This window comes from Methanolobus bombayensis (genome assembly GCF_017873415.1).
Taxonomy (GTDB): domain Archaea; phylum Halobacteriota; class Methanosarcinia; order Methanosarcinales; family Methanosarcinaceae; genus Methanolobus; species Methanolobus bombayensis.
Genome location: NZ_JAGGKD010000003.1, coordinates 316,682 through 336,720 on the forward strand (window position 1 = coordinate 316,682; position 20,039 = coordinate 336,720).

A 20,039-nucleotide genomic window follows, 5' to 3' on the forward strand; every position below is an offset into this window, starting at 1 on the left:
AATTCTACGTGTACCAGAGAACACAATGGTTTCTTACTCTTCTACTCACTCGCTTCCGATACGGATCTCTTTTCTTTATGAAAGTTGTATCTTATCGGATAAAAGACACCACTTTTGTACCCCCGCCGTTAACCGGTTAAACCCGGCTCCAACCCGACGCACCTTGACTGAAATATATAGTATCAGTCCTACTTATGGAGATATTAGTCATAGTATATAACCCATATTCGATGAAATTTATCATGTCATTTCAAATTTTAACGTCGTTTTAATTTAATAAGGCATTACAATGAGAGATGACAGTACCAAATTAGCCCTAATGATAGACATATACAATCAGAATCAAGATATAAATTATTTTAATAGCTCTGTTTAAAATATAGATATTGTACAATATGAAAATAATAGCAAAGGATATATTAAATAATGCAGTTGCATCCATCATGAAAATATTGCTTGCAGAATACGCCATGGGAATTGGAATGGGAGGAACTTTACTGCTGGAAGGCAAAGCAATGATCAGTACACTTACCAACAGTTTCACAAACCTTGGACATGATGTAACCTACCTTACTTCAGAAAGCAGGCTGAAATGCGGAAATGCTGTAATATCTGACGAAAGCACATTTATGGAGAAACTTGAGGAAACTGCAAATGAAAGTGATGCGGCTCTTGTTATAGGCCCTGACGAACTGTTAGGAGACCTTACATATATAATAGAAGGAAATACTACAAATCTCGGATGTTCTTCTGAATCTGCAAGACTTTGTGCTGACAAGCTGGCCTGTACAGAGATACTTAAAGCAAAGTCTGTTCCGGTTCCTGAGATAATGGATATGGATACTGGAAATAAATGTGTTGTTAAACCTCGTTTTGGATGTGCTTCAGAAGGTGTCAGACTCACATCTGCTGCTAAGAACCATGGTGAAAATGAAGATGAAGAATACATTGCAACCGAGTATGTCGAAGGAGAGCACCTCAGCGCTGGCATGATATGCGGACAGAACTTCCTTCCGTTAAGTCTTAACAAACAACTAATAGAAATAAAAGAGAATAACGGAGAAACAATATTTGATTACAAAGGTAATCAGGTGCCATACAGAACAGACTTTGAAGATGAGATATTTATCACTGCAAAGAAAACCGTAGAAGCTCTTGGATGCAACGGATATGTTGGAATTGACTTTGTTTACGTGGATAAACCCTACGTGATAGATGTAAATCCAAGACCTACAACCGCAATATTCGGACTTGTAAAAACCCTTGAATGCGAGATCGGAGATTTATTACTTATGAATATGTTTGGAGAGCTTCCTGAGTCAGTAGAGCTTAAAGGGGAATGTTCTTTCACTAAAGATGATATTGAGGACATCATATGAGAATAATAGGAATCGATATCGGAGGCGCAAATACAAAGATAGCTTCCGCTGACGGAAAAATAATTGAGCTACATTATATTCCACTTTGGAAAGATACAACATTACCCGAGTCACTGGAAAACATTGCCGCTGAATTACAGCCGGATATGGTCAGCGTTGTCATGACCGGTGAACTTGCAGATTGCTTCGAGGACAAGCTTCAGGGTATCCAGTTCATAATGAGATCCGTAGAAGAGGCTTTTGATTGTGAGATAAAATACATTGACAGCAATGGGCACTTCTATGACGAATCCAAAAACCTGCGTGACCTTGCGGCTGCCAACTGGGCTGCATCTACAAGACTTATAGGATCAGAGATAGGAGATTGTATATTTGTGGATGTTGGCAGTACAACCAGTGATATTATACCGATCAAAGACGGAAAACATGTTGCAGGACTTACTGATTTTTCGAGACTTATGCGCAGCGAACTGTTCTACGCGGGAACTTTAAGAACCAACCTGGCTTACTTGCTTGATAAAGTAAAGGTTGCTGATGGTAACTGCAACATTTCTTCTGAACTCTTTGCAAACACCGCTGACGCATATCTGATGCTTGGAGATATCACAGAAGAATCATACACCTGTGAAACTGCAGACGGAGCAGGCAAAAGTAAGACTGATGCAATGCGAAGACTGGCAAGGGTCGTTTGTGCCGATCTGGAAGAGATATCATCAGATGAAATATACAATATAGCTCTTCAGGTAAAAGAAAGACAGATAAGACTTCTTTGTGAAACCATATCTGTTGTTGCTAAAAAGAATGGACTCAATTGTATAGTTTCTGCGGGACTTGGTGAGTTCATGATAAGAGAAGCTGCAAAAAGACTTGGATTTGAGTGTATTTCTGTTGCTGAGAAATGGGGAGCTGATATCTCAAAAGTTTTCCCTGCATATGCCGCTGCAAGAATAATGGAAGATGAAACTTCACAGCCGGGAAAAGAATAAAAGCTCTGAGAAGATACCATTAATATGGGCATAAGACAGAATCATAGCGATGATAACGGACTTGTCTGAAACGTATAAAGGGAGAATACAGGAATGAAGACGGTTGTGAAACTGGGTGGAAGCCTGATAAGGCATTCGGCATCTATTATATCTACACTTGAAAACCATATTAAGAAGAACGGACATGACAATTCAATATTGATAGTTCCCGGAGGCGGCGTATTTGCCGACTCTGTGAGAAATATTAGTGAAAAGTGTTCCATCGGAGATGATGCTGCTCACTGGATGGCAATACTTTCAATGGAACAATATGCTTATTTTCTGATAGACAAAACCAATATCAACTTTGTAGAAGATATCCATGAGGTCCCTTCGGGTGTTTCTGTGCTTCTGCCGTACAGAATGTTGAGGGAAACTGACAAACTTCCACATTCCTGGAATATTACTTCCGACACCATAGGTGCCTGGATAGCAAAAGAAACAGGATCACGTTTTGTTAAGGTAACAGATGTCGATGGAGTGATGGCTGATGACATTATCCAGAAATGGATGACTGCAATGGAACTTTCAAGGATGGGAGTTACATGCATTGACAGTTCTTTGCCCGGATTTCTGATGGAGAATATGATGGATTGCGTTGTGGTCAATGGAATGTATCCAGAAAGGGTTATCGATGCTGTTAGCGGAAAAAATGTAATTGGAACTCACATCAAGGGGAATATTTAAATTATATACTGCGTATGTACTGAAATCATTGACATGCTGATTTTCAGTATTCTATTGATCATATAATTACTCACAGTAAGGAGATTTTAAATGGCAAATAAAGTTGACAATTGTACCACATGCAACAAGAGCCTTGTAGAAACAGGTTGCGTACGTTTCCCATGCCCTGTTTGTGGTAACGAGCTTGGAAGATGTACAAGCTGCAGACAGCAGAGCAATCCATACAAATGCCCAAAATGCGGTTTCACAGGAGCATAAGGTGACATAAATGGGAGAAGTAGCAGCAACAATGAAGATTATGCCTACTGGTGTGGATGTAGACCTCGAGGAACTTAAGGACAAGATTATCGAAGTAATTCCTGAAGGTGCAGAATACGGTACTCACGAAATAGAACCTGTTGCTTTCGGACTTAAAGCAATAGTAATGGTAGTTATTGTAGGTGATATTGAAGGTGGTACCGAAAAGGTAGAAGAGGCCTTTGCAGCAGTAGAAGGCGTCGAGAGTGTTACAGTAACAGATGTCGGAAGACCTGTCTAAACCTCTCAACAACTCTTTTTTTTATTTATTTTTTTAACATTATAAATTTATTGGGCCCGTAGATCAGGGGGAGATCGTTACGTTCGCAACGTAAAGGCCGCGGGTTCAAATCCCGCCAGGTCCACTAAATAAGTGAATACAGGCGTAATTTTATGCTGTTCTGCCTACTTACTAAGTAATAAATTTTAATTTATTCAGACCATTGAAAATAATGTATTTTTTAAGAGTTAATTAGAGTATGGATAAATCTGATAAAAAATTGTACTTGTTTGAAGTTTATTCTATTTTCAAGAAAAGCATTAAAGATAAATAATTACCAAGCTCATATATTTTAGAAATAAAATATTCAATTGCAGGTTTTAGCACTACCATCATATCAAAAATCACATGATTCAAGTATATTAAAAGATATGATAAGTTATTTAAACACAGAATGCAATTTAGGTCATATGCAAAAAAAGAATCTAACCTATGTTTCTTCAGGAAAAGCAAAAGATATCTATGAAAACTCAAAAGAAACTCTTCTTTTTGAATTTACAGATAGAGTAACCGCATTTGATGGTAAAAAAAAGTCAGAGTACAATGAAAAAGGGCAGATCACATGCAAAATAGCTGAATACTGGTTTAAGATTTTGGAAAGTAACGGCATCTCTACTCACTATATTGAATGCCCAACCTCAACAAGCATGATCGTCAAAAGCCTGAAAATAATACCTGTAGAGGTAATTTGGAGAAATTATGTCGCAGGTTCCCTTTTACGCCGATTTGAAGCAGGCGACAATGTAATCCCCGAAGGCGTGGAACCAAAAGAAGGCTCACCAATACCAGGTGGAATGATCGAGTTTACTACTAAGTTTGAAGCCGTTGACCGGCCCGTAGATAAGGATGAAATATTAGCAAATAAATGGCTAAGCAAAGATGAAATTGAATATATAACAGATCTCACAAAAAGAATAAATGAGATAATAAGCCAGGAACTAGCTACCAGTAATATAATTTTAGCAGATTTCAAGGTAGAGTATGGAAGAAACTCTGATAACAAAATAATCCTTGCTGATGAAGTGGGCACTCCTGATGGATGTCGTTTTTGGAAAAAAGCTGATTTTGAAAAAGGAGTTATATCCAGTCTTGACAAAGATGTATTCAGAAAAAATACCGGAGACCTTAGTCTTGCCTATAAGGAGTTATTTAATAATCTACAGAAAAATAATATGTGAAATGTGATATGAACACCTATATTGTAGGAGATAGCAATGGAAAATCTGAATGAAGATTCTGTAGATGAACTGATTTTATGGGTCATAAGTGTCGATCGGCGTCTGATACTTATGGAAGCAATGAAAAATCACACTATAATCAAAGCTTCTGATATTGCTCATGAAACAAATAGATCGACTCAAAATATAAGCCGCGCTTTGAAGGAGCTTGAAGATAAAGATCTTATTAAATGTTTAACTCCAGAAAAGGTAACCTGGAAAAAATATGCTTTAACAACTAAGGGTAAAAAAGTTTTAAAGAAAATGGAAGACGAATATTAAGATAGATATATTCCTTTCTAGCACACATGGGAACTTAAATCAATAGATATTGGCGCTAAATTGCTTTTTTAGATATGAGTACTTTCCACCCAGTCATACATTAATGATTAATAAAGAAAAATATCCCCATCAATGGGCCATCACTGAAGCTATTGAAGCTACTTTACTTACTGATACAATGACCCGATGGTCCTTGATGCCGTTACTGCTTCTCTGGATAGAGCTCTAATATATTCTTCAGGGTTAGGTTACTTTTAAGGCTGACTGTTTTCTTTGTAGGTTTATTATTTATTGTTCCTCGCATTGAACGATGGTTTTTCAGTAAACTTACAGATGCGAGTTATTTTCAAACGCCCAAAATCTACGAAGATATAATGTAAATCTTGCTATGGCAATGAACCAATCTGTGATATGTCTTTGTGAGTGGCATCAATTATTTTAGCGACCTTGTAGGCTTTTTGTGTGCTGATACCATTATGACAGAATGTACAATACTTATACTCATCAGATATGTAAACTACCTCTTTGCTAGTTTTTATGAAAGTATATGATTATATATGATAATATTTTTAAACTTTAAGTTGCATCAAACTGCCCATGAGAATAATGACATGGAATATACATTGTCAGGAAAAGCAGAGGAGATTTGTAAAACAGTTGCCTTCAATTTCACATATAATTATTGCCCCCTATATAAAAAAAAATATTCTTAAAAAATAGGGATGAAAATGGTAACATTCGACAACCTTAAGAAAATAGTTACTCATAAGTACTTTGAAGCGTTTATACTATCCACAATTATATTAGCGGGAATACTGGTTGGGATTCAGACTTATCCTGATTTCTCTGCAAAGCACCATAATCTTATCGCAATCCTTGATACATTAATTATTACAATATTTATAATTGAAGCAATACTCAAAATAGCTTCAGAAATGCCACATCCTATAAAATATTTCAAGAACTCCTGGAATGTCTTTGACTTTGTAATTGTCATAGGTGTCCTTCTTCCGCTTGGAGGGTCATTTTTACCTGTATTAAGACTATTAAGAGTATTACGGGTTTTTAGAGTTATCACAGTAGTACCAAAGATGAGGCTAATCGTAGGTGCACTTTTAAAAAGTATTCCTTCCATGATCCATGTTTTTATGTTGCTTGGAATCATTTTTTATATCTATGCAGTTATGGGAACCTTCGCATTTTCAGAAAATGATCCGATTCATTTTGAAAATTTACAAACATCTTTACTGACACTCTTTAGAATCGTAACCTTTGAAGATTGGACCGATGTCATGTACATTAACATGTACGGATGTGACCAATATGGATATGACAACGCGAGATTGGAATGCACAAATCCGTCTGCATCCCCTATTGGAGCAGCATTATATTTCACATCCTTTGTATTGATTGGTGGATTAATAGTTCTTAATTTTGCAATCGGAGTGGTCATTAATAGTATGGACGAGATGAAAGAAGAGATGGTGAATGAATACCCTGCCTATAATAAATTGGCTGAAAAGGGGAAGCAGGAAAATATCATTGAACGCCTTAATAAAATGGATGAAAAATTAGATGCCATCCTTTATGAGAGATCACCATAACAAAATAAAAATGGCTTCTAAATCATTGGTATTGTAAAGTATATTTATGAATGATCTATTTCGAAACTTCTCTTTGATATTGTCGAAAATAAAATAAAATAAAATAAAATATGCATCATCCAGATTTCCTTCTTTAGAAGATGCTAGCATTTATTAATAGAAATACTTCAATGCTGTTTAAAGCATGAAATGAATCTAATTCTCAAGTTTATATCGACAAAATTTCAAAAAACTATACTTTATATTATTCGAATATACTTACCGCATCCCTTTCTACTTTCTCAGCAAGTTCTTTTCTGTAATCGTATAATTTTGCTTCTAATTCCTTGTCATTGACAGCTATTATTTGAGCGGCAAGAATACCTGCATTGTCACCCCTGCCAATTCCAACACATGCAACCGGAATACCCGGAGGCATCTGGACAATGGAGAGTAAAGAATCATTTCCGTCAAGTTCGGCATTTACAGGAACCCCTATGACCGGTTTTGTTGTGTGTGCTGCTACGACACCAGGAAGGTGTGCTGCAAGCCCCGCAACGGCTATGAAGACCTTTACATCTTTTTTATGAGCCTCACCGATGATCTCAATTACTCTGCTAGGTGTTCTGTGTGCTGATGCAACTGTTATTTCATATTCTATACCGAATTTATCGAAAATGCCTATCGTTTTTTTTGCTACATCTCTGTCTGATTTACTTCCTAGTATTACTGTTACATCAGTCATCGGGTCACCTTTTAATCCAATAGTATGAAAGTATATGCAAATATATTATAACATATTTAAAGATATGGATGGATCCTGTTTTTATCAGATACATTGCCATTAACTCATATGTTGCAATAATTTTAAATAACTTGTCATAATCTCTCATATAAGGCGTGATTCAAATATGAAATCAAAAATCGAATTTCCAAAAGTAATGTGTACACAGCACCCGGATTCAGTCTCTAAGTACATCTCCACCCAGGAAGAGATTACAGAAGCTGTTGAAGCTGTTACAAAATATGGCTGCGATGAATACATGCCTGATTATGAAGGAAAGACCACACCATATCACCAAAATGTCCAGATTGTTTCACAGCTCATTGAGGAAACAGAATTAATTCCTGGCAGGGATGTATCCATAACTCCCCGCGCACCAAGTGCATTTCACGAAAACAGGTTCAGACAACTTATGGTCATGATGTCTGTTGCTGAAGCAAACTACAGCGCCTATGAATATTCAGATAGCCAGGCGATCTCCGAACTGGTACATCCCATGACAAGTACAATCAAAGAGATTGTGGAAGCGCAGCAACATATGATAGACGTGAGTGAATTGGCCAAAAAGGAGTTCAAGTTCGAAATGGAACCTCCCCGCATAATACCTTTAATCGAAGATGTGCCTGGTCTGTTGAATGCAAAAGATATTATCGCCAATACAATACTTAGCTACCAGAACCATCTGAATGACAAGCTTGAAAGATACAGGATCTTTATTGGTAAATCCGATTCAGCACTGACATTCGGACATGTTGCAAGTACACTCTCATGCAAATATGCCATAAGCAGTCTGCATGAATTGGAAAAAAACTTTGATACAAAAATAGGAATCATATTCGGTGGTGGTTCTCTTCCTTTCAGAGGACATGTGAGTCTTGAAAACGCTGATAACTTTTTCGAAGAATTTCGTGGAATAGATACTCTTACCCTACAGTCCGGCATAAGATACGACCATGAAGAAGGGAACGCAGAAAATTTGGTCAGGCATGCAAGGAATAAACTTTCAAGATCACCGGATGAATTATCAAATGACGAAAAAGAAGAACTTGTAAACATTATAGCATTGTTCGGTGCCCGTTACAACAGGGCAATGAAAAGTATATCGTCTGTTATAAACAATATATCTGATTTTTTGCCACAGCAGCGTGACCGTCTTACACGTGGTGGGAAAACCGGTTACTCCAGAGATGCACCCGATATTACAGAGATATCCGGAGTTTGCCGTAGTGACATTAAAAAAGAACTGGAATGCAGCATGCCGGAAAAAAATCTGGATCTTCCAAGGGCAATAAAGTTTACTGGTGCATTTTATTCGATAGGCTTACCTCCAGAAATAATCGGTACAGGATGTGCCATAGCAGATGTAAGAGAAAAGATGGGGGAAAATGCTTGTGAACGATTGCTTACAAAGTATTTCCCCTCCCTTCAGACTGATCTTGAATTTGCTTTTGATTATTTAAACATGAGTGCAGCATCCAAATTCCTTTCAAAGGATTTCATGGAATGTGTTTCTAAGGATGTTGATATCCTGAGAGAGATATTTGATCTGAACAAAGAGTGTGATCCCTCCTATGGAATTCTAATGGATATGGTACCACCAGGAGTTCTACTGGCCGAAAATTGTGCCATTGATACGGATCAGGAATTGCTGCAACTTACACGATCGACATTGTACAAAATGGGAAAAATTCGAAAATCACTGGGATAATCATGAAAAAAGCAATATTGGTGCTCGAAGACGGTACTGTGATATACGGAAAAGGTTTCGGAGCAGTAGGTGAAACATATGGAGAGCTGGTATTCAATACAGCAATGACCGGCTATGTAGAATCACTTACTGATCCATCCTATGCAGGGCAGATACTAATGTCAACATATCCACTGGTAGGAAACTACGGAGTCTGTATCGAGGATTGTGAGTCAGACAGCGTAAAAGCAAGTGGCTTTGTGGTAAAGGAGGTTTGCAAGACTCCAAGTAACTGGAGGTCACAGATGAATCTTGATACCTTTTTGAAAAAGAATTGTGTTCCGGGCATAGAAGGAGTGGATACCAGGAAGTTAACAAGAAAAATCCGTGAACACGGGACAATGAAAAGCAGGATTGTTGTATACGAGCATGATGAGCCTGATAGTTCTGCTTTAATTCAGAAAACAATATCACAGCCCTCAATTTCAGAACGTGAGGTTGTAGACAGGGTGTCTACCAGCAATCTCAAGAGATTTAATGGAGGATTCGGACCTGAAATAACAGTCATTGATTGTGGAATAAAGAACAGCATAATCGGGCAGTTGAAAGAAAGAAATGTAAATGTATCACTTGTTCCTTATGATTCTACTTCCTGTGAAATATTGAAAACAGAACCAGATGCTGTTTTGATCTCAAATGGTCCTGGTGATCCCTCCATTCTGGATCAAACTATCTCTACAGCAAGAGAGTTAGCGGGAAAAGTTCCACTTTTTGGTATATGTCTGGGGCATCAGATAATTTCCCTTGCATTGGGAGCAAAAACATACAAACTAAAATTCGGACATAGAGGATCTAACCATCCGGTTATTGACTGTGAAACAGGTCGTGTGTTCATCACATCTCAAAACCACGGATTTTCAGTAGACAGAGATTCCCTGGAAGGGACCGGGCTTGAAATAACAATGCTAAATCCTAATGACTGGACAGTAGAAGGAGTCAGGCACAAGGAACTTAACATATATTCGGTTCAGTTTCATCCGGAAGCAGGACCAGGGCCACATGATACACACAACTTTTTCGACAATATGATGAAAATAATAGACAGAAACAGGAGTGTCAGCAGGTAATGCCAAAAAGAAATGATTTAAAAAAGATAATGATAGTCGGTGCTGGTCCCATAGTGATTGGCCAGGCATGCGAATTCGATTATTCAGGCAGTCAGGCATGCAAGGCCCTCAAAGAAGAAGGCTATGAAGTGATACTGGTTAATTCCAATCCTGCAACGATCATGACAGACCCTGAACTTTCAGACCGTACTTATATTGAGCCACTAAGCTTTGAGATACTTACAAAGATCATCGAAAAAGAAAGACCATGTGCAATACTGCCCACCCTTGGCGGACAGACCGCTTTAAACCTTGTATCTGAACTTGCAGAAGCTAATGTACTTGAGAAGTATGGTGTTGAACTTATAGGTGCAAATCTTGAAGCAATTAAAAAGGCAGAAGACAGGCTTGAGTTTAAGGAAGCTCTGCAAAAAATTGGAGTTCCGGTTCCAGGAAGTGCCATCGCTTCCAGTGTTGATGATGCAGTTTTGATTGCAGAAGATCTGGGTTATCCGGTAATAATCAGGCCTGCATATACCCTGGGAGGGTCAGGTGGTGGAATCGCACACAATGTAGAAGAACTAAAAAGCATTGCAGAACTTGGAATAAAATACAGCAGAATCGATCAGGTACTTATTGAAGAATCGGTTCTGGGCTGGAAGGAGTATGAACTGGAAGTAATGCGTGATAGTGACGATAATGTTGTCATAATATGCAGCATAGAAAATCTGGATCCAATGGGAGTACATACAGGGGACAGCATAACCGTAGCACCCACCCAGACTCTTTCAGACCATGAATACCAGTTACTGAGAGATGCATCACTAAAGATAATAAGAGAGATCGGTGTGGATACTGGCGGCTCCAACATCCAGTTTGCAGTGAATCCGGCTGACGGAAGGTTTGTAGCCATTGAAATGAATCCAAGAGTGTCACGTTCTTCTGCTCTGGCATCCAAGGCAACCGGTTTCCCGATAGCAAAAATAGCTGCAAAGCTGGCTGTGGGAATGACACTGCCCGAAATACCAAACGATATTACCAGAGAGACACCTGCATCTTTTGAACCTACAATTGACTATGTTGTTGTAAAAATTCCTAAATTTGCCTTCGAAAAGTTTCCGGGTTCCGACGAAGTATTGACTACTCAGATGAAATCCGTAGGCGAAGTAATGGCAATCGGAAGAACATTCGAAGAGGCTCTCCAAAAAGCTGTCAGGTCCCTGGAAACAAATGCATATGGGCTTTTTGTTGATAAGTTTGAAAAACTCTCTCTGGAGGAACTCACTAAATATTTGCCTGTCCCTAACAGTGAGCGTCTTTTCTGCATCGCATCTGCTTTAAAGAAAGGAATGAACGTAAATCAGATAGCAGAGATAACGGGAATTGATCCGTGGTTCCTGCACAAAATTAAGAATATTGCAGAAATGGAGGAGAAACTTTCTTCATATACCAGACAAAAGCTGCCGATACAAATCCTGAAAAATGCGAAAATAATGGGCTTTTCAGATATGCGCATCGGGCAATTGCTTAATTCCGGCGAAAAGGATATCCGGACGTTAAGGAAAGAATCGGGATTATTCCCCTCATATAAAATGGTAGACACATGTGCTGCCGAATTCGGAGCCATGACCCCTTATATGTACTCGACCTATGAGGAAAGTGACGATATCAAACCATCCCGGAATGAATCCAAGATTGCAATAATAGGGAGCGGGCCAAATCGTATCGGACAGGGAATTGAATTTGATTATTGTTGCGTTCATGCATGTTATGCTTTACGGGAACTTGGTATTGAAACCGTGATGATAAACTGCAACCCTGAAACAGTCAGTACTGATTATGATACTTCTGATTATCTTTATTTTGAACCCCTTACACTGGAAGATATTCTGAATGTGTTAGAAAGAGAAAAGGTAAGAGGAGTTATCATCCAGTTTGGAGGGCAGACTCCTTTGAATCTTGCAAAGGGCCTTGAAGACAACGGAATTCCTATAATAGGTACTTCATTGAATAGTATAGATATAACAGAAGACAGGGAAAAGTTCAGTTCAATTACAAGTAAGCTGAATATACCTACCCCTTCACATGGAATGGCTTCCACTATCAAGAAAGCTATGCATATTGCCGGAAAGATAGGATACCCGGTGATGATACGTCCATCGTATGTACTGGGTGGACAAAGTATGGAAATTGTAAGGGATAATGAACATCTTAATTCTTCCCTGGAAAAACATTTTGCTAAAGCAGAAAAGGCACAGATACTTGTTGATAAATATCTTGAGAATAGTATCGAAGTGGATGTTGATGCCATTTGTGATGGGCAGGATGTTTATATTGCCGGGATACTGGAACATATTGAGGAAGCAGGCATACATTCAGGTGATTCTGCATGTGTCATTCCTCCACAGTCACTTTCTCAAGAAGTGATCAATACAATTAAACAATACACCCGTGATATTTCTCTTGAATTAAACGTGATCGGACTTATAAACATACAATATGTTGTTTGTGATGAGGGTGTATACATCCTTGAAGCAAATCCAAGGGCCAGCCGCACAGTTCCTTTTGTAAGTAAAGTAACAGGACTACCAATTGCAAAGATAGCCACCAAGGTAATGGCAGGGGCTTATCTCAAAGATTTTGGTCTTTTTGAAAAAGAACTGTCCCATGTAGCTGTGAAAGAGTCTGTATTTCCCTTCATAAAACTCAAAGGCTCAGATAGTCTTCTTGGACCGGAAATGAAGAGCACCGGTGAGGTAATGGGAGTTGATAGTTCACTTGAAATGGCATATTGTAAAGCACAGTTAGCAGCAAATTCAACTCTTCCGGCGGAAGGAACTATATTTGTTTCAGTGGAAGAAAGCGAATTATTGCGTATTCTCCCGGAGATCAGACAACTACAAGAACTTAAATTCAAAATAGTAAGCGATGCCAGAGTAAGCACCATAATGGAAGAATATGGACTGCATATTCCTAATATTTTAAATGATGAAAATGACAAATTAATGTATTCAGACATTGACCTGATGGTAAACACAATAAATAACCATGACCCAGAATCTGATGATAAAGCTATTCGCCTGACAGCAATCGAATTTAATGTACCATATATCACAACCATACCCGGATTTAAAATGGCAGTCAGGACAATTATTGAAATGAAAAACCAGGTTTTTGATGTAAGACCGCTACAGGAACTGGAGAAAAATAAGTTGACAATTATTAACAATCTCCTTGACAAGGGAGAGGAAGTATAATGACTGAAGTCACAGCAGACCATATTCATAAATTGATTGATGAGTATGATATGGATGATATCACAATTGCCACTGTTTGCTCACATACAAGCCTTCAAATTTTTCATGGGGCTAAAAAAGAAGGATTTAAAACACTTGGAATATGCATAGGTGAACCTCCACGTTTTTATGATGCGTTCCCACTTGCAAAACCAGACAGTTTCATGTCTGTGGATTCCTATGAAGAAATACTTGAACGTACTGATGAACTGGCAGATAAGAGCACAATACTTATTCCCCATGGTTCGTTCGTGGAATATCTTGGTGCAGAGAATTTTGCAAATATCAGATTACCAACCTTTGGTAATCGCAAAGTACTTGGATGGGAATCAGACAGGCAAATAGAGCGCAAATGGCTTGAAGGGGCAGGTGTGCCCATGCCACGTAAAATCAAGTCACCTGAAGAGATAAACGGCCCTGTGATGGTTAAGTATCAGGGAGCTAAAGGTGGAAAAGGATATTTCATTGCCAAAAATATTACAGAATTTAATGAGAGTATTGATTCAAAAGAAGTTTATGATCTGCAGGAATTTGTTCTTGGGACCAGGTACTATTTACATTATTTCTATTCCCCATTATCAGGTGATGGTTATAGATTAAGTCAGGGAACACTTGAACTGACTGGAATGGACAGACGGGTAGAATCAAATGCTGATGAGATTTTCAGATTAGGATCCCCTACAGAATTAGAGGAAGCAGGAATCCAACCCACTTTTGTGGTCACAGGAAATGTTCCTCTGGTATTAAGAGAGTCACTACTACCTAAAGTATTTGAAATGGGTGAAAAAGTTGTCGAAAAGTCCATAGAGCTATTTGGAGGACTTATCGGATCATTCTGTCTTGAGACGGTTCTCACCGATGAGCTGGAGTTTAAGGTCTTTGAGATATCTGCCAGAATAGTTGCCGGTACAAATCCTTACATCAATGGTTCACCATATTCTGAGCTTATTCAGCCAGATTTATCAACAGGTCGAAGGATAGCAATTGAGATTAAAAAAGCACGGGATATGGGATGTCTTGAGAAAATTTTAACCTAACAAGCAGGAAAATTAGAATGGACACGAAGAGCCAGTGGATAGGAAGATACACCCATCTACGGATACAAAGTTATAAAGTTCTCCATAATGCATATTTCCATATTAGCATATCTTTTTATATGTATTCAACCTAATTCTTGATTGACAGTTAACTTACTTGCGGGTTAAGAAAAAGGATGATTCCATTTGGCTACTTCTTTTAGGTTAATCGTTAACAAGAAAGCATCGTATAGATTGCGGGATAGAGGTTCCCGTCTCAATGAAAACTGCTACACAGCATCACGACAAAATACCCGGAAGGTATTGTACAATTTCTGTATCCACTAGTTGTGACTATGTTCAGCTGCAATAATTGTAGACTTGATAAGAATCAAAATAGAACGAATCTTGCGAATGATTTTAACCCATGGTTGACTGATCAAATATAAACAACAAAGGAAAATAAATATGAGAGACGATAGAAACGGTGGATTCAGAGGCGGTTCAAGAGACGGAAATCGTGGCGGCGGCAGAGGTGGAAACTTCAGGTCAAGCGGTCCTAGAGAAATGCATAAAGCAACATGCTCAGACTGTGGACAGGAAACAGAAGTTCCTTTCAAGCCAGACCAGGACAGACCTGTTTATTGCAGGGAATGCTTCCAGAAGCACAGACCAAAAAGATACTAAACTTGTTATCTGAAATGAAGATCATTGGCAGAAAATTCATTCTGCCTGATCTCTACTATTTTTCAATATCCTTTTTATTTGCAACCTACAATTCATAAAATATTATAAATGTATTATTACCATATAAATAGCTATATACACGACATATCCATCTTTTAAACAGAGAACAGGGGCAGTTTATGAAAACAGCAAGAGCTTTTTTCATTGCTATAATATTGATGGCAACACTTGTAAACATTGCAAATGCAGCATCTACTGAAGATTGTAAAGAATGCCATGAAGATGAATACGAAGCATGGTCCGCATCTGCACATTATAATGACGAAGAAGCAGTTTCAGATAAAACAGCTGTCATCACATGCGTCCCCTGCCATGCAGCAAGTGCCCCCAGGCTCTATAGTATATAGTATGGAGAAGTGGTGCCAGAGTCACCAGAATGTGAAATGTGCCATGACCCTCCAGAGGATGGTTTCATCACACATATCACAATACCCTCCGAAGCGATCCCCACACTTAATATGTCAGCAGAGGTTTGCGGAGATTGCCATACAGGACAACATCATAAAGTCTACGAAGAATGGAACGAATACAACAATAGTGACTATGACCCTCTTTCAATGAAAAGCCATTCTGAACCATCTTCAACAGGTACACCTAACAACAGTTCCGAATCCAGAGTTACCTGTGTCATATGCCATGAGCCTCATAATGCAGAACTCAGAATGGAGTCACAGGAACTTTGTGCAAGCTGTCATAGTTCAAAGAATTCTGCTGCAGAAAGTGGATATATAATTGCAGACGGTCCCCAGTGGGAAATGTACAGTGGATCCATATACACCAATGGAGTACATTCGATAAACCTGGAATGCATAGATTGTCACATGGCAACGATAACATATGAACCAGGAGAACAGAAATTAGTTACTGGTCATTCATTTAACTTTGATCCGGCATTGCTTTCAAACCCCAATTCAGGAAATAGTTGTAAGAAGTGCCATGTTACCGGACACGATGAGCTTCCTGAAACTGGTGATTGTGATGACTGTCACGATGTATCACTTTCCAATATAACCACCAATAGACAGGAACTAACTTCCAGCAGACTTCAACAACTTGAAATTCTACGGAAAAATGCCAGCAAAATGTTGAGTCCATCAGATTACAATGATAGTCAGCAGCAAATGACGGAAGAATATAAAGAAGCTGTTTCATACATTGAATTTGTGAAAGCAGATGGCAGTCTGGGAATGCATAATGAAGAAAGAACCGAAGAATATCTGGAAAAGGCAGAAATCTTACTCCGATCAATCACAGGTGAGGAAAGTACTGACACCATTATTGAAAAAACAGAGATCGCAGGAAAAGAAGAACAAAACGAAAATACAATGCCAGATATAGGATTTATAATCTCATTTTTGATAATATCTGTGACTGCAATTGTTGTGATAATATCAAAAAAGAAAAGATAAAAGTAATAAACAGGATTTATTCTGAGTCCTGATCCTGTTGTTCATCAGACTTAGGTTCAAGGGCAGAATAAATGCTACTGACACCTTCCATGACCTTGAAACCTTTTCCGGTGATCATATAGTCACCTCTTTCATGCCTCTGGATAATCATGCCTTTTTCAATAAGTTTCTGTAAATGGAACAAGAGATTTCCACCCCGCAGACCTGTCAATTTTGAAAGAGCAGAGAAGTTTTTAGTTTCAGCAGATATTGCCTTGAGTATCTCAAAACGCTTCTGATGACAGAGAGGTTCCAGTATACTGGTAACTACTTCTTCAGGAGGAAGCTGGCTGAGATCCTTGCGCTTGTCCTTATTGGTCTCATATATCCTCATGGAACGCATTAGAGTTACCTGTTTTGAGAGAATATCAGATGCTTCTGCAAAGCAGATATCACATTTGTTATAAGGCACCATTGTACGGAGTTGTTTAAGTTCAAGACGATTTTCCTCAATTGCAGCTTCATTTACCACACCACCCCTGATAAGACCTGCATTTTTTTCCAGAACGTTTGAAAGCAAACCTTTGCAGTCATTGCGCATCTCACATTTTTTTACCATATTCTTTTCAAGGCCCTTTCCGGCATCTTCCATAAGATGACGAACAATGACTCCTGAATAGTCATTCTTCACGTTATTTACCATCATGTCCAGATGCTGGTGGTTTGATGAATCCATAAAAGAGCGAATATCACTCTGGATATCAGAAAGCATGTGCTTTATGTCAGAGAGATCAGAGTTGAGGTCTTCTTCCTGAATCATGCAACAAAATTGTCATTTATCGAATAAATAGGTTTGTGCATGATAGTTTAAAGTTAGTGACGTACACTGAATTATACAAAGTATATTACAGTGCCGATTAAGTATATATTAAGAACCTACCTATTAGGTATTGCTGACACACACTCCGGAGTTAAGCATCAGCAACCAAACAACCAACCTGAAAAACGAAATTAAAAACTATGGAGATAGTAAAATGAGCGTAAAAGAAGACATACACAGTCAGATAGTCGGTGGACTTACAGATGCAACATTCCCAATCGAAACCCCGGAAAAATTGCTTGCAGCATTCCCTGCAGGAGCAGAGACAACCTGCAAGTCAGGAGATGTATCAGTAACAGCAGGAGAAGCAGGCGGACTTCTCACAGCAGATGACTTCCCATTTAATAATGCAAAAGAAGTTGCGGATGTAATCGTTGAAAGGGCTGGTCTTTAAGCCCTTTCTAATTTTCGTATTAAAACCATATTTTGACAATGCTATTCTAAACGTTACCATTTTTCATCACCATCCAACCCTTACAGCCTTTACAGGCAGCGAAATGAAAAAACTTTTTTTATAATAACACTAATTCAAATAAGGTAAGAATGGCTAGCAATATGGAAATGGCATTGTTCACCGATGTCGAAATAATTTTCGGATTGTCGATACTGATACTGTTGATATTTCACAGGATCAAATTATCCCCTGTGCTTGGTTTCCTTGTAACCGGAATCATAGCAGGACCACACATGCTTGGTATCATCAATGAAGTAGAACAGGTAGAGATACTTGCCGAGCTTGGAATAATTCTACTGCTATTCACAATTGGTGTTGAGATGTCCATCAAGGAACTCTGGGAGATAAAAAGACTTGTACTTGTGGGTGGAGGGCTGCAAGTAGTGAGCACTATAATACTTGTCTATTATATTGCCCTATATGTAGGTTATAGCTCAGGTACTGCACTTTTCCTCGGATTCCTGGTATCCCTGAGCAGTACCGCCATTGTTCTTAAACTACTACAGGAAAAAGGAGAGATGCCTACACCTCATGGCAAGATCTCGCTTGGAATACTCATTTTCCAGGACATCATTATTGTCCCTATGATCCTTCTGGCACCAATACTTGCAGGAGTGCCTTCGAACTCTGATGACAGTACTATTGCTTTCCTTCTTAAAGGACTTGGAATCATCCTGTTCGTAATAATCAGTGCCAGGTGGATAATGCCTGAATTACTTTTCAGGATAGCAAAGACCAGAAACAGAGAACTGTTTCTCCTGGCCATTCTCTTCACCGTATTTGGAACAGCGTGGCTTACTTCCAAAGCAGGCCTTTCACTTGCACTCGGAGCTTTTCTTGCAGGTCTGATTATTTCGGAGTCAGAATACAGCCATCAGGCAATAGGTAATATGTTGCCTTTTAAGGATGTATTCATAAGCTTCTTCTTTGTGTCTATCGGAATGTTGATGGATGTCAGTTTTTTCCTTGATAATATCACCATTCTGCTAATACTTGCTGTTGTGGTCCTTTTACTGAAATCTGCCACATCAGGACTTGTTACATTTATATTGGGATATCCACTGAGAACAACCATCATTACAGGACTGACCCTGTCCCAGGTAGGAGAGTTCTCTTTCATCCTTTCAAGCTTTGGACGGGAATTCGGACTACTCAATGATGACCTGTACCAGACATTCCTTGCAGTCTCCATAGTTACAATGGCTGCCACACCTTTTGTTATGACATTTTCACATGATTTCTCACGTAAGGTCCTGGAATGGACTAAGAACCCAATATTTATCAATGGCCTATACTCAAAAAGTATGGCACCTGTCAAAGAAGATGAAGAATTACAGGATCATCTAATAATCATTGGCTATGGTTTCAATGGAAAAACAGTTTCAAACGCTGCAAAAACTGCAGGCATTCCATATGTTATCATCGAAACAAATCCGGAGACCGTACGTCATGAAAAAAATCAAGGAGAAAGAATATACTATGGAGATGCAACTCACGAAGTTGTTCTTGATTCTGCAAATATAAAAGCTGCCAGAGTGCTTGTGGTCGGAATCTCAGATTTCATCGCAACAAGAGCAATAATAAATGTTGCAAAAAGGATGAATCCTGAAATACATATCATCGCAAGGACACGATATATGAATGAAATCAGAACGCTTAGCCAGATGGGAGCCGATGAGGTCATTCCTGAAGAATATGAAACATCTGTAGAGATTTTCAGCCGCCTTCTTAAAAAGTATCTTGTGCCTGAAGAGGAGATCTACAAATTTACAAGGGAAATACGTGCAAACGGGTACTCTATGCTAAGAAGGCACCCTATTGAGGAAAATAAAGGAGTATTTATAGTTACTAACCAAACTTTTATTACTTATAACCTATAATAATAAATTATGGTTAAAACTGAACAAATTCCAATTGAACATCACCTTTCA

General features: G+C 38.6%; 19 protein-coding genes and 1 tRNA gene. 18 read left to right on the plus strand and 2 right to left on the minus strand.

Annotation, left to right across the window (positions count from 1 at the left end; translation table 11 throughout):
- Positions 1–395 precede the first annotated feature (395 nt).
- The 9 genes from J2746_RS05585 (at position 396) to J2746_RS05625 (ending at position 6,771) form a co-directional block, all read left to right on the plus strand.
- Positions 396–1,379 carry an ATP-grasp domain-containing protein gene (locus J2746_RS05585; RefSeq protein ID WP_245249999.1) on the plus strand — a complete coding sequence of 328 codons (984 nt, stop codon included), beginning with the start codon at positions 396–398 and terminating at the stop codon, positions 1,377–1,379.
- Positions 1,376–2,365: a hydantoinase/oxoprolinase family protein gene (locus J2746_RS05590; RefSeq protein WP_209617478.1), complete on the plus strand. Its 990-nt coding sequence runs from the start codon at positions 1,376–1,378 to the stop codon at positions 2,363–2,365. Before J2746_RS05585 ends, J2746_RS05590 begins: the two co-directional genes overlap by 4 nt.
- Before the next feature lie 93 nt (positions 2,366–2,458).
- Positions 2,459–3,091, plus strand: a complete 633-nt coding sequence (locus J2746_RS05595) for an amino acid kinase family protein (RefSeq protein WP_209617481.1) — start codon at positions 2,459–2,461, stop codon at positions 3,089–3,091.
- 90 nt (positions 3,092–3,181) lie between these two features.
- Positions 3,182–3,349 (plus strand): zinc finger domain-containing protein, encoded by a 168-nt coding sequence (locus J2746_RS05600; RefSeq protein ID WP_209617484.1) that lies wholly within the window; start codon positions 3,182–3,184, stop codon positions 3,347–3,349.
- 10 nt (positions 3,350–3,359) lie between these two features.
- Complete coding sequence (locus tag J2746_RS05605; RefSeq protein WP_209617487.1) at positions 3,360–3,629, plus strand: elongation factor 1-beta; 270 nt, start codon at positions 3,360–3,362, stop codon at positions 3,627–3,629.
- Positions 3,630–3,681: 52 nt separating this feature from the next.
- Positions 3,682–3,753: transfer RNA gene (locus tag J2746_RS05610), tRNA-Ala, on the plus strand.
- Positions 3,754–3,979: 226 nt separating this feature from the next.
- Positions 3,980–4,846, plus strand: coding sequence for a phosphoribosylaminoimidazolesuccinocarboxamide synthase (purC, locus tag J2746_RS05615; RefSeq protein ID WP_209617490.1), 867 nt, complete (start codon positions 3,980–3,982; stop codon positions 4,844–4,846).
- Between the two features lie 36 nt (positions 4,847–4,882).
- The gene (locus tag J2746_RS05620) at positions 4,883–5,167 is read left to right on the plus strand and encodes a winged helix-turn-helix domain-containing protein (RefSeq protein WP_209617493.1); all 285 of its coding nucleotides are present in this window, start codon (positions 4,883–4,885) and stop codon (positions 5,165–5,167) included.
- 722 nt (positions 5,168–5,889) lie between these two features.
- Positions 5,890–6,771, plus strand: a complete 882-nt coding sequence (locus J2746_RS05625; protein WP_209617497.1) for an ion transporter — start codon at positions 5,890–5,892, stop codon at positions 6,769–6,771.
- Between the two features lie 244 nt (positions 6,772–7,015).
- On the opposite strand, the gene purE is transcribed toward J2746_RS05625, so the two are convergent.
- Positions 7,016–7,495 (minus strand): 5-(carboxyamino)imidazole ribonucleotide mutase, encoded by a 480-nt coding sequence (purE, locus tag J2746_RS05630; protein WP_209617500.1) that lies wholly within the window; start codon positions 7,493–7,495, stop codon positions 7,016–7,018.
- Positions 7,496–7,661: 166 nt separating this feature from the next.
- Between purE and ppcA the strand changes: the two genes are divergently transcribed.
- The 7 genes from ppcA (at position 7,662) to J2746_RS14665 (ending at position 16,795) form a co-directional block, all read left to right on the plus strand.
- The gene (gene ppcA, locus J2746_RS05635) at positions 7,662–9,242 is read left to right on the plus strand and encodes a phosphoenolpyruvate carboxylase (protein ID WP_209617503.1); all 1,581 of its coding nucleotides are present in this window, start codon (positions 7,662–7,664) and stop codon (positions 9,240–9,242) included.
- A 2-nt stretch (positions 9,243–9,244) separates the two neighbouring features.
- Positions 9,245–10,348 (plus strand): glutamine-hydrolyzing carbamoyl-phosphate synthase small subunit, encoded by a 1,104-nt coding sequence (gene carA / locus J2746_RS05640; protein WP_209617506.1) that lies wholly within the window; start codon positions 9,245–9,247, stop codon positions 10,346–10,348.
- On the plus strand, positions 10,348–13,584 hold the full coding sequence (gene carB, locus J2746_RS05645; protein WP_209617509.1) for a carbamoyl-phosphate synthase large subunit: 3,237 nt from the start codon (positions 10,348–10,350) through the stop codon (positions 13,582–13,584). The genes carA and carB overlap by 1 nt, the downstream gene beginning before the upstream one ends.
- Positions 13,584–14,660, plus strand: a complete 1,077-nt coding sequence (locus J2746_RS05650; protein ID WP_209617512.1) for a formate--phosphoribosylaminoimidazolecarboxamide ligase — start codon at positions 13,584–13,586, stop codon at positions 14,658–14,660. Before carB ends, J2746_RS05650 begins: the two co-directional genes overlap by 1 nt.
- A gap of 447 nt (positions 14,661–15,107) precedes the next feature.
- Positions 15,108–15,326, plus strand: coding sequence for a CxxC-x17-CxxC domain-containing protein (locus J2746_RS05655; RefSeq protein WP_209617514.1), 219 nt, complete (start codon positions 15,108–15,110; stop codon positions 15,324–15,326).
- A gap of 179 nt (positions 15,327–15,505) precedes the next feature.
- Positions 15,506–15,733, plus strand: a complete 228-nt coding sequence (locus J2746_RS05660; protein ID WP_209617517.1) for a NapC/NirT family cytochrome c — start codon at positions 15,506–15,508, stop codon at positions 15,731–15,733.
- 12 nt (positions 15,734–15,745) lie between these two features.
- Entirely contained in the window at positions 15,746–16,795 is a 1,050-nt protein-coding gene (locus J2746_RS14665; RefSeq protein WP_209617520.1) for an ammonia-forming cytochrome c nitrite reductase subunit c552, read from the plus strand.
- Positions 16,796–16,811: 16 nt separating this feature from the next.
- Here J2746_RS14665 and J2746_RS05670 read toward each other — a convergent pair whose 3' ends face one another.
- A complete protein-coding gene (locus tag J2746_RS05670) occupies positions 16,812–17,594 on the minus strand; it encodes a winged helix-turn-helix domain-containing protein (protein ID WP_209617524.1) in 783 nt (260 codons plus the stop codon).
- 214 nt (positions 17,595–17,808) lie between these two features.
- Here J2746_RS05670 and J2746_RS05675 point away from each other — a divergent pair, with 214 nt between their 5' ends.
- Both J2746_RS05675 and J2746_RS05680 read left to right on the plus strand, forming a co-directional pair.
- Positions 17,809–18,048 (plus strand): MTH865 family protein, encoded by a 240-nt coding sequence (locus tag J2746_RS05675; protein WP_209617527.1) that lies wholly within the window; start codon positions 17,809–17,811, stop codon positions 18,046–18,048.
- A gap of 149 nt (positions 18,049–18,197) precedes the next feature.
- Positions 18,198–19,988: a cation:proton antiporter gene (locus J2746_RS05680; protein ID WP_245250000.1), complete on the plus strand. Its 1,791-nt coding sequence runs from the start codon at positions 18,198–18,200 to the stop codon at positions 19,986–19,988.
- Positions 19,989–20,039: the final 51 nt, after the last annotated feature.

Coding starts and splice junctions, on each gene's coding strand:
- J2746_RS05625 (WP_209617497.1), top strand. CDS start 5,890: ATGAAAATGGTAACATTCGACAACCTTAAGAAAATAGTTACTCATAAG.
- J2746_RS05650 (WP_209617512.1), top strand. CDS start 13,584: ATGACTGAAGTCACAGCAGACCATATTCATAAATTGATTGATGAGTAT.
- J2746_RS05670 (WP_209617524.1), bottom strand. CDS start 17,594: ATGATTCAGGAAGAAGACCTCAACTCTGATCTCTCTGACATAAAGCAC.
- J2746_RS05595 (WP_209617481.1), top strand. CDS start 2,459: ATGAAGACGGTTGTGAAACTGGGTGGAAGCCTGATAAGGCATTCGGCA.
- J2746_RS05600 (WP_209617484.1), top strand. CDS start 3,182: ATGGCAAATAAAGTTGACAATTGTACCACATGCAACAAGAGCCTTGTA.
- J2746_RS05620 (WP_209617493.1), top strand. CDS start 4,883: ATGGAAAATCTGAATGAAGATTCTGTAGATGAACTGATTTTATGGGTC.
- J2746_RS05590 (WP_209617478.1), top strand. CDS start 1,376: ATGAGAATAATAGGAATCGATATCGGAGGCGCAAATACAAAGATAGCT.
- J2746_RS05675 (WP_209617527.1), top strand. CDS start 17,809: ATGAGCGTAAAAGAAGACATACACAGTCAGATAGTCGGTGGACTTACA.
- purE (WP_209617500.1), bottom strand. CDS start 7,495: ATGACTGATGTAACAGTAATACTAGGAAGTAAATCAGACAGAGATGTA.
- J2746_RS05605 (WP_209617487.1), top strand. CDS start 3,360: ATGGGAGAAGTAGCAGCAACAATGAAGATTATGCCTACTGGTGTGGAT.
- carB (WP_209617509.1), top strand. CDS start 10,348: ATGCCAAAAAGAAATGATTTAAAAAAGATAATGATAGTCGGTGCTGGT.
- J2746_RS05585 (WP_245249999.1), top strand. CDS start 396: ATGAAAATAATAGCAAAGGATATATTAAATAATGCAGTTGCATCCATC.
- carA (WP_209617506.1), top strand. CDS start 9,245: ATGAAAAAAGCAATATTGGTGCTCGAAGACGGTACTGTGATATACGGA.
- J2746_RS05655 (WP_209617514.1), top strand. CDS start 15,108: ATGAGAGACGATAGAAACGGTGGATTCAGAGGCGGTTCAAGAGACGGA.
- J2746_RS05680 (WP_245250000.1), top strand. CDS start 18,198: ATGGCTAGCAATATGGAAATGGCATTGTTCACCGATGTCGAAATAATT.
- J2746_RS05660 (WP_209617517.1), top strand. CDS start 15,506: ATGAAAACAGCAAGAGCTTTTTTCATTGCTATAATATTGATGGCAACA.
- ppcA (WP_209617503.1), top strand. CDS start 7,662: ATGAAATCAAAAATCGAATTTCCAAAAGTAATGTGTACACAGCACCCG.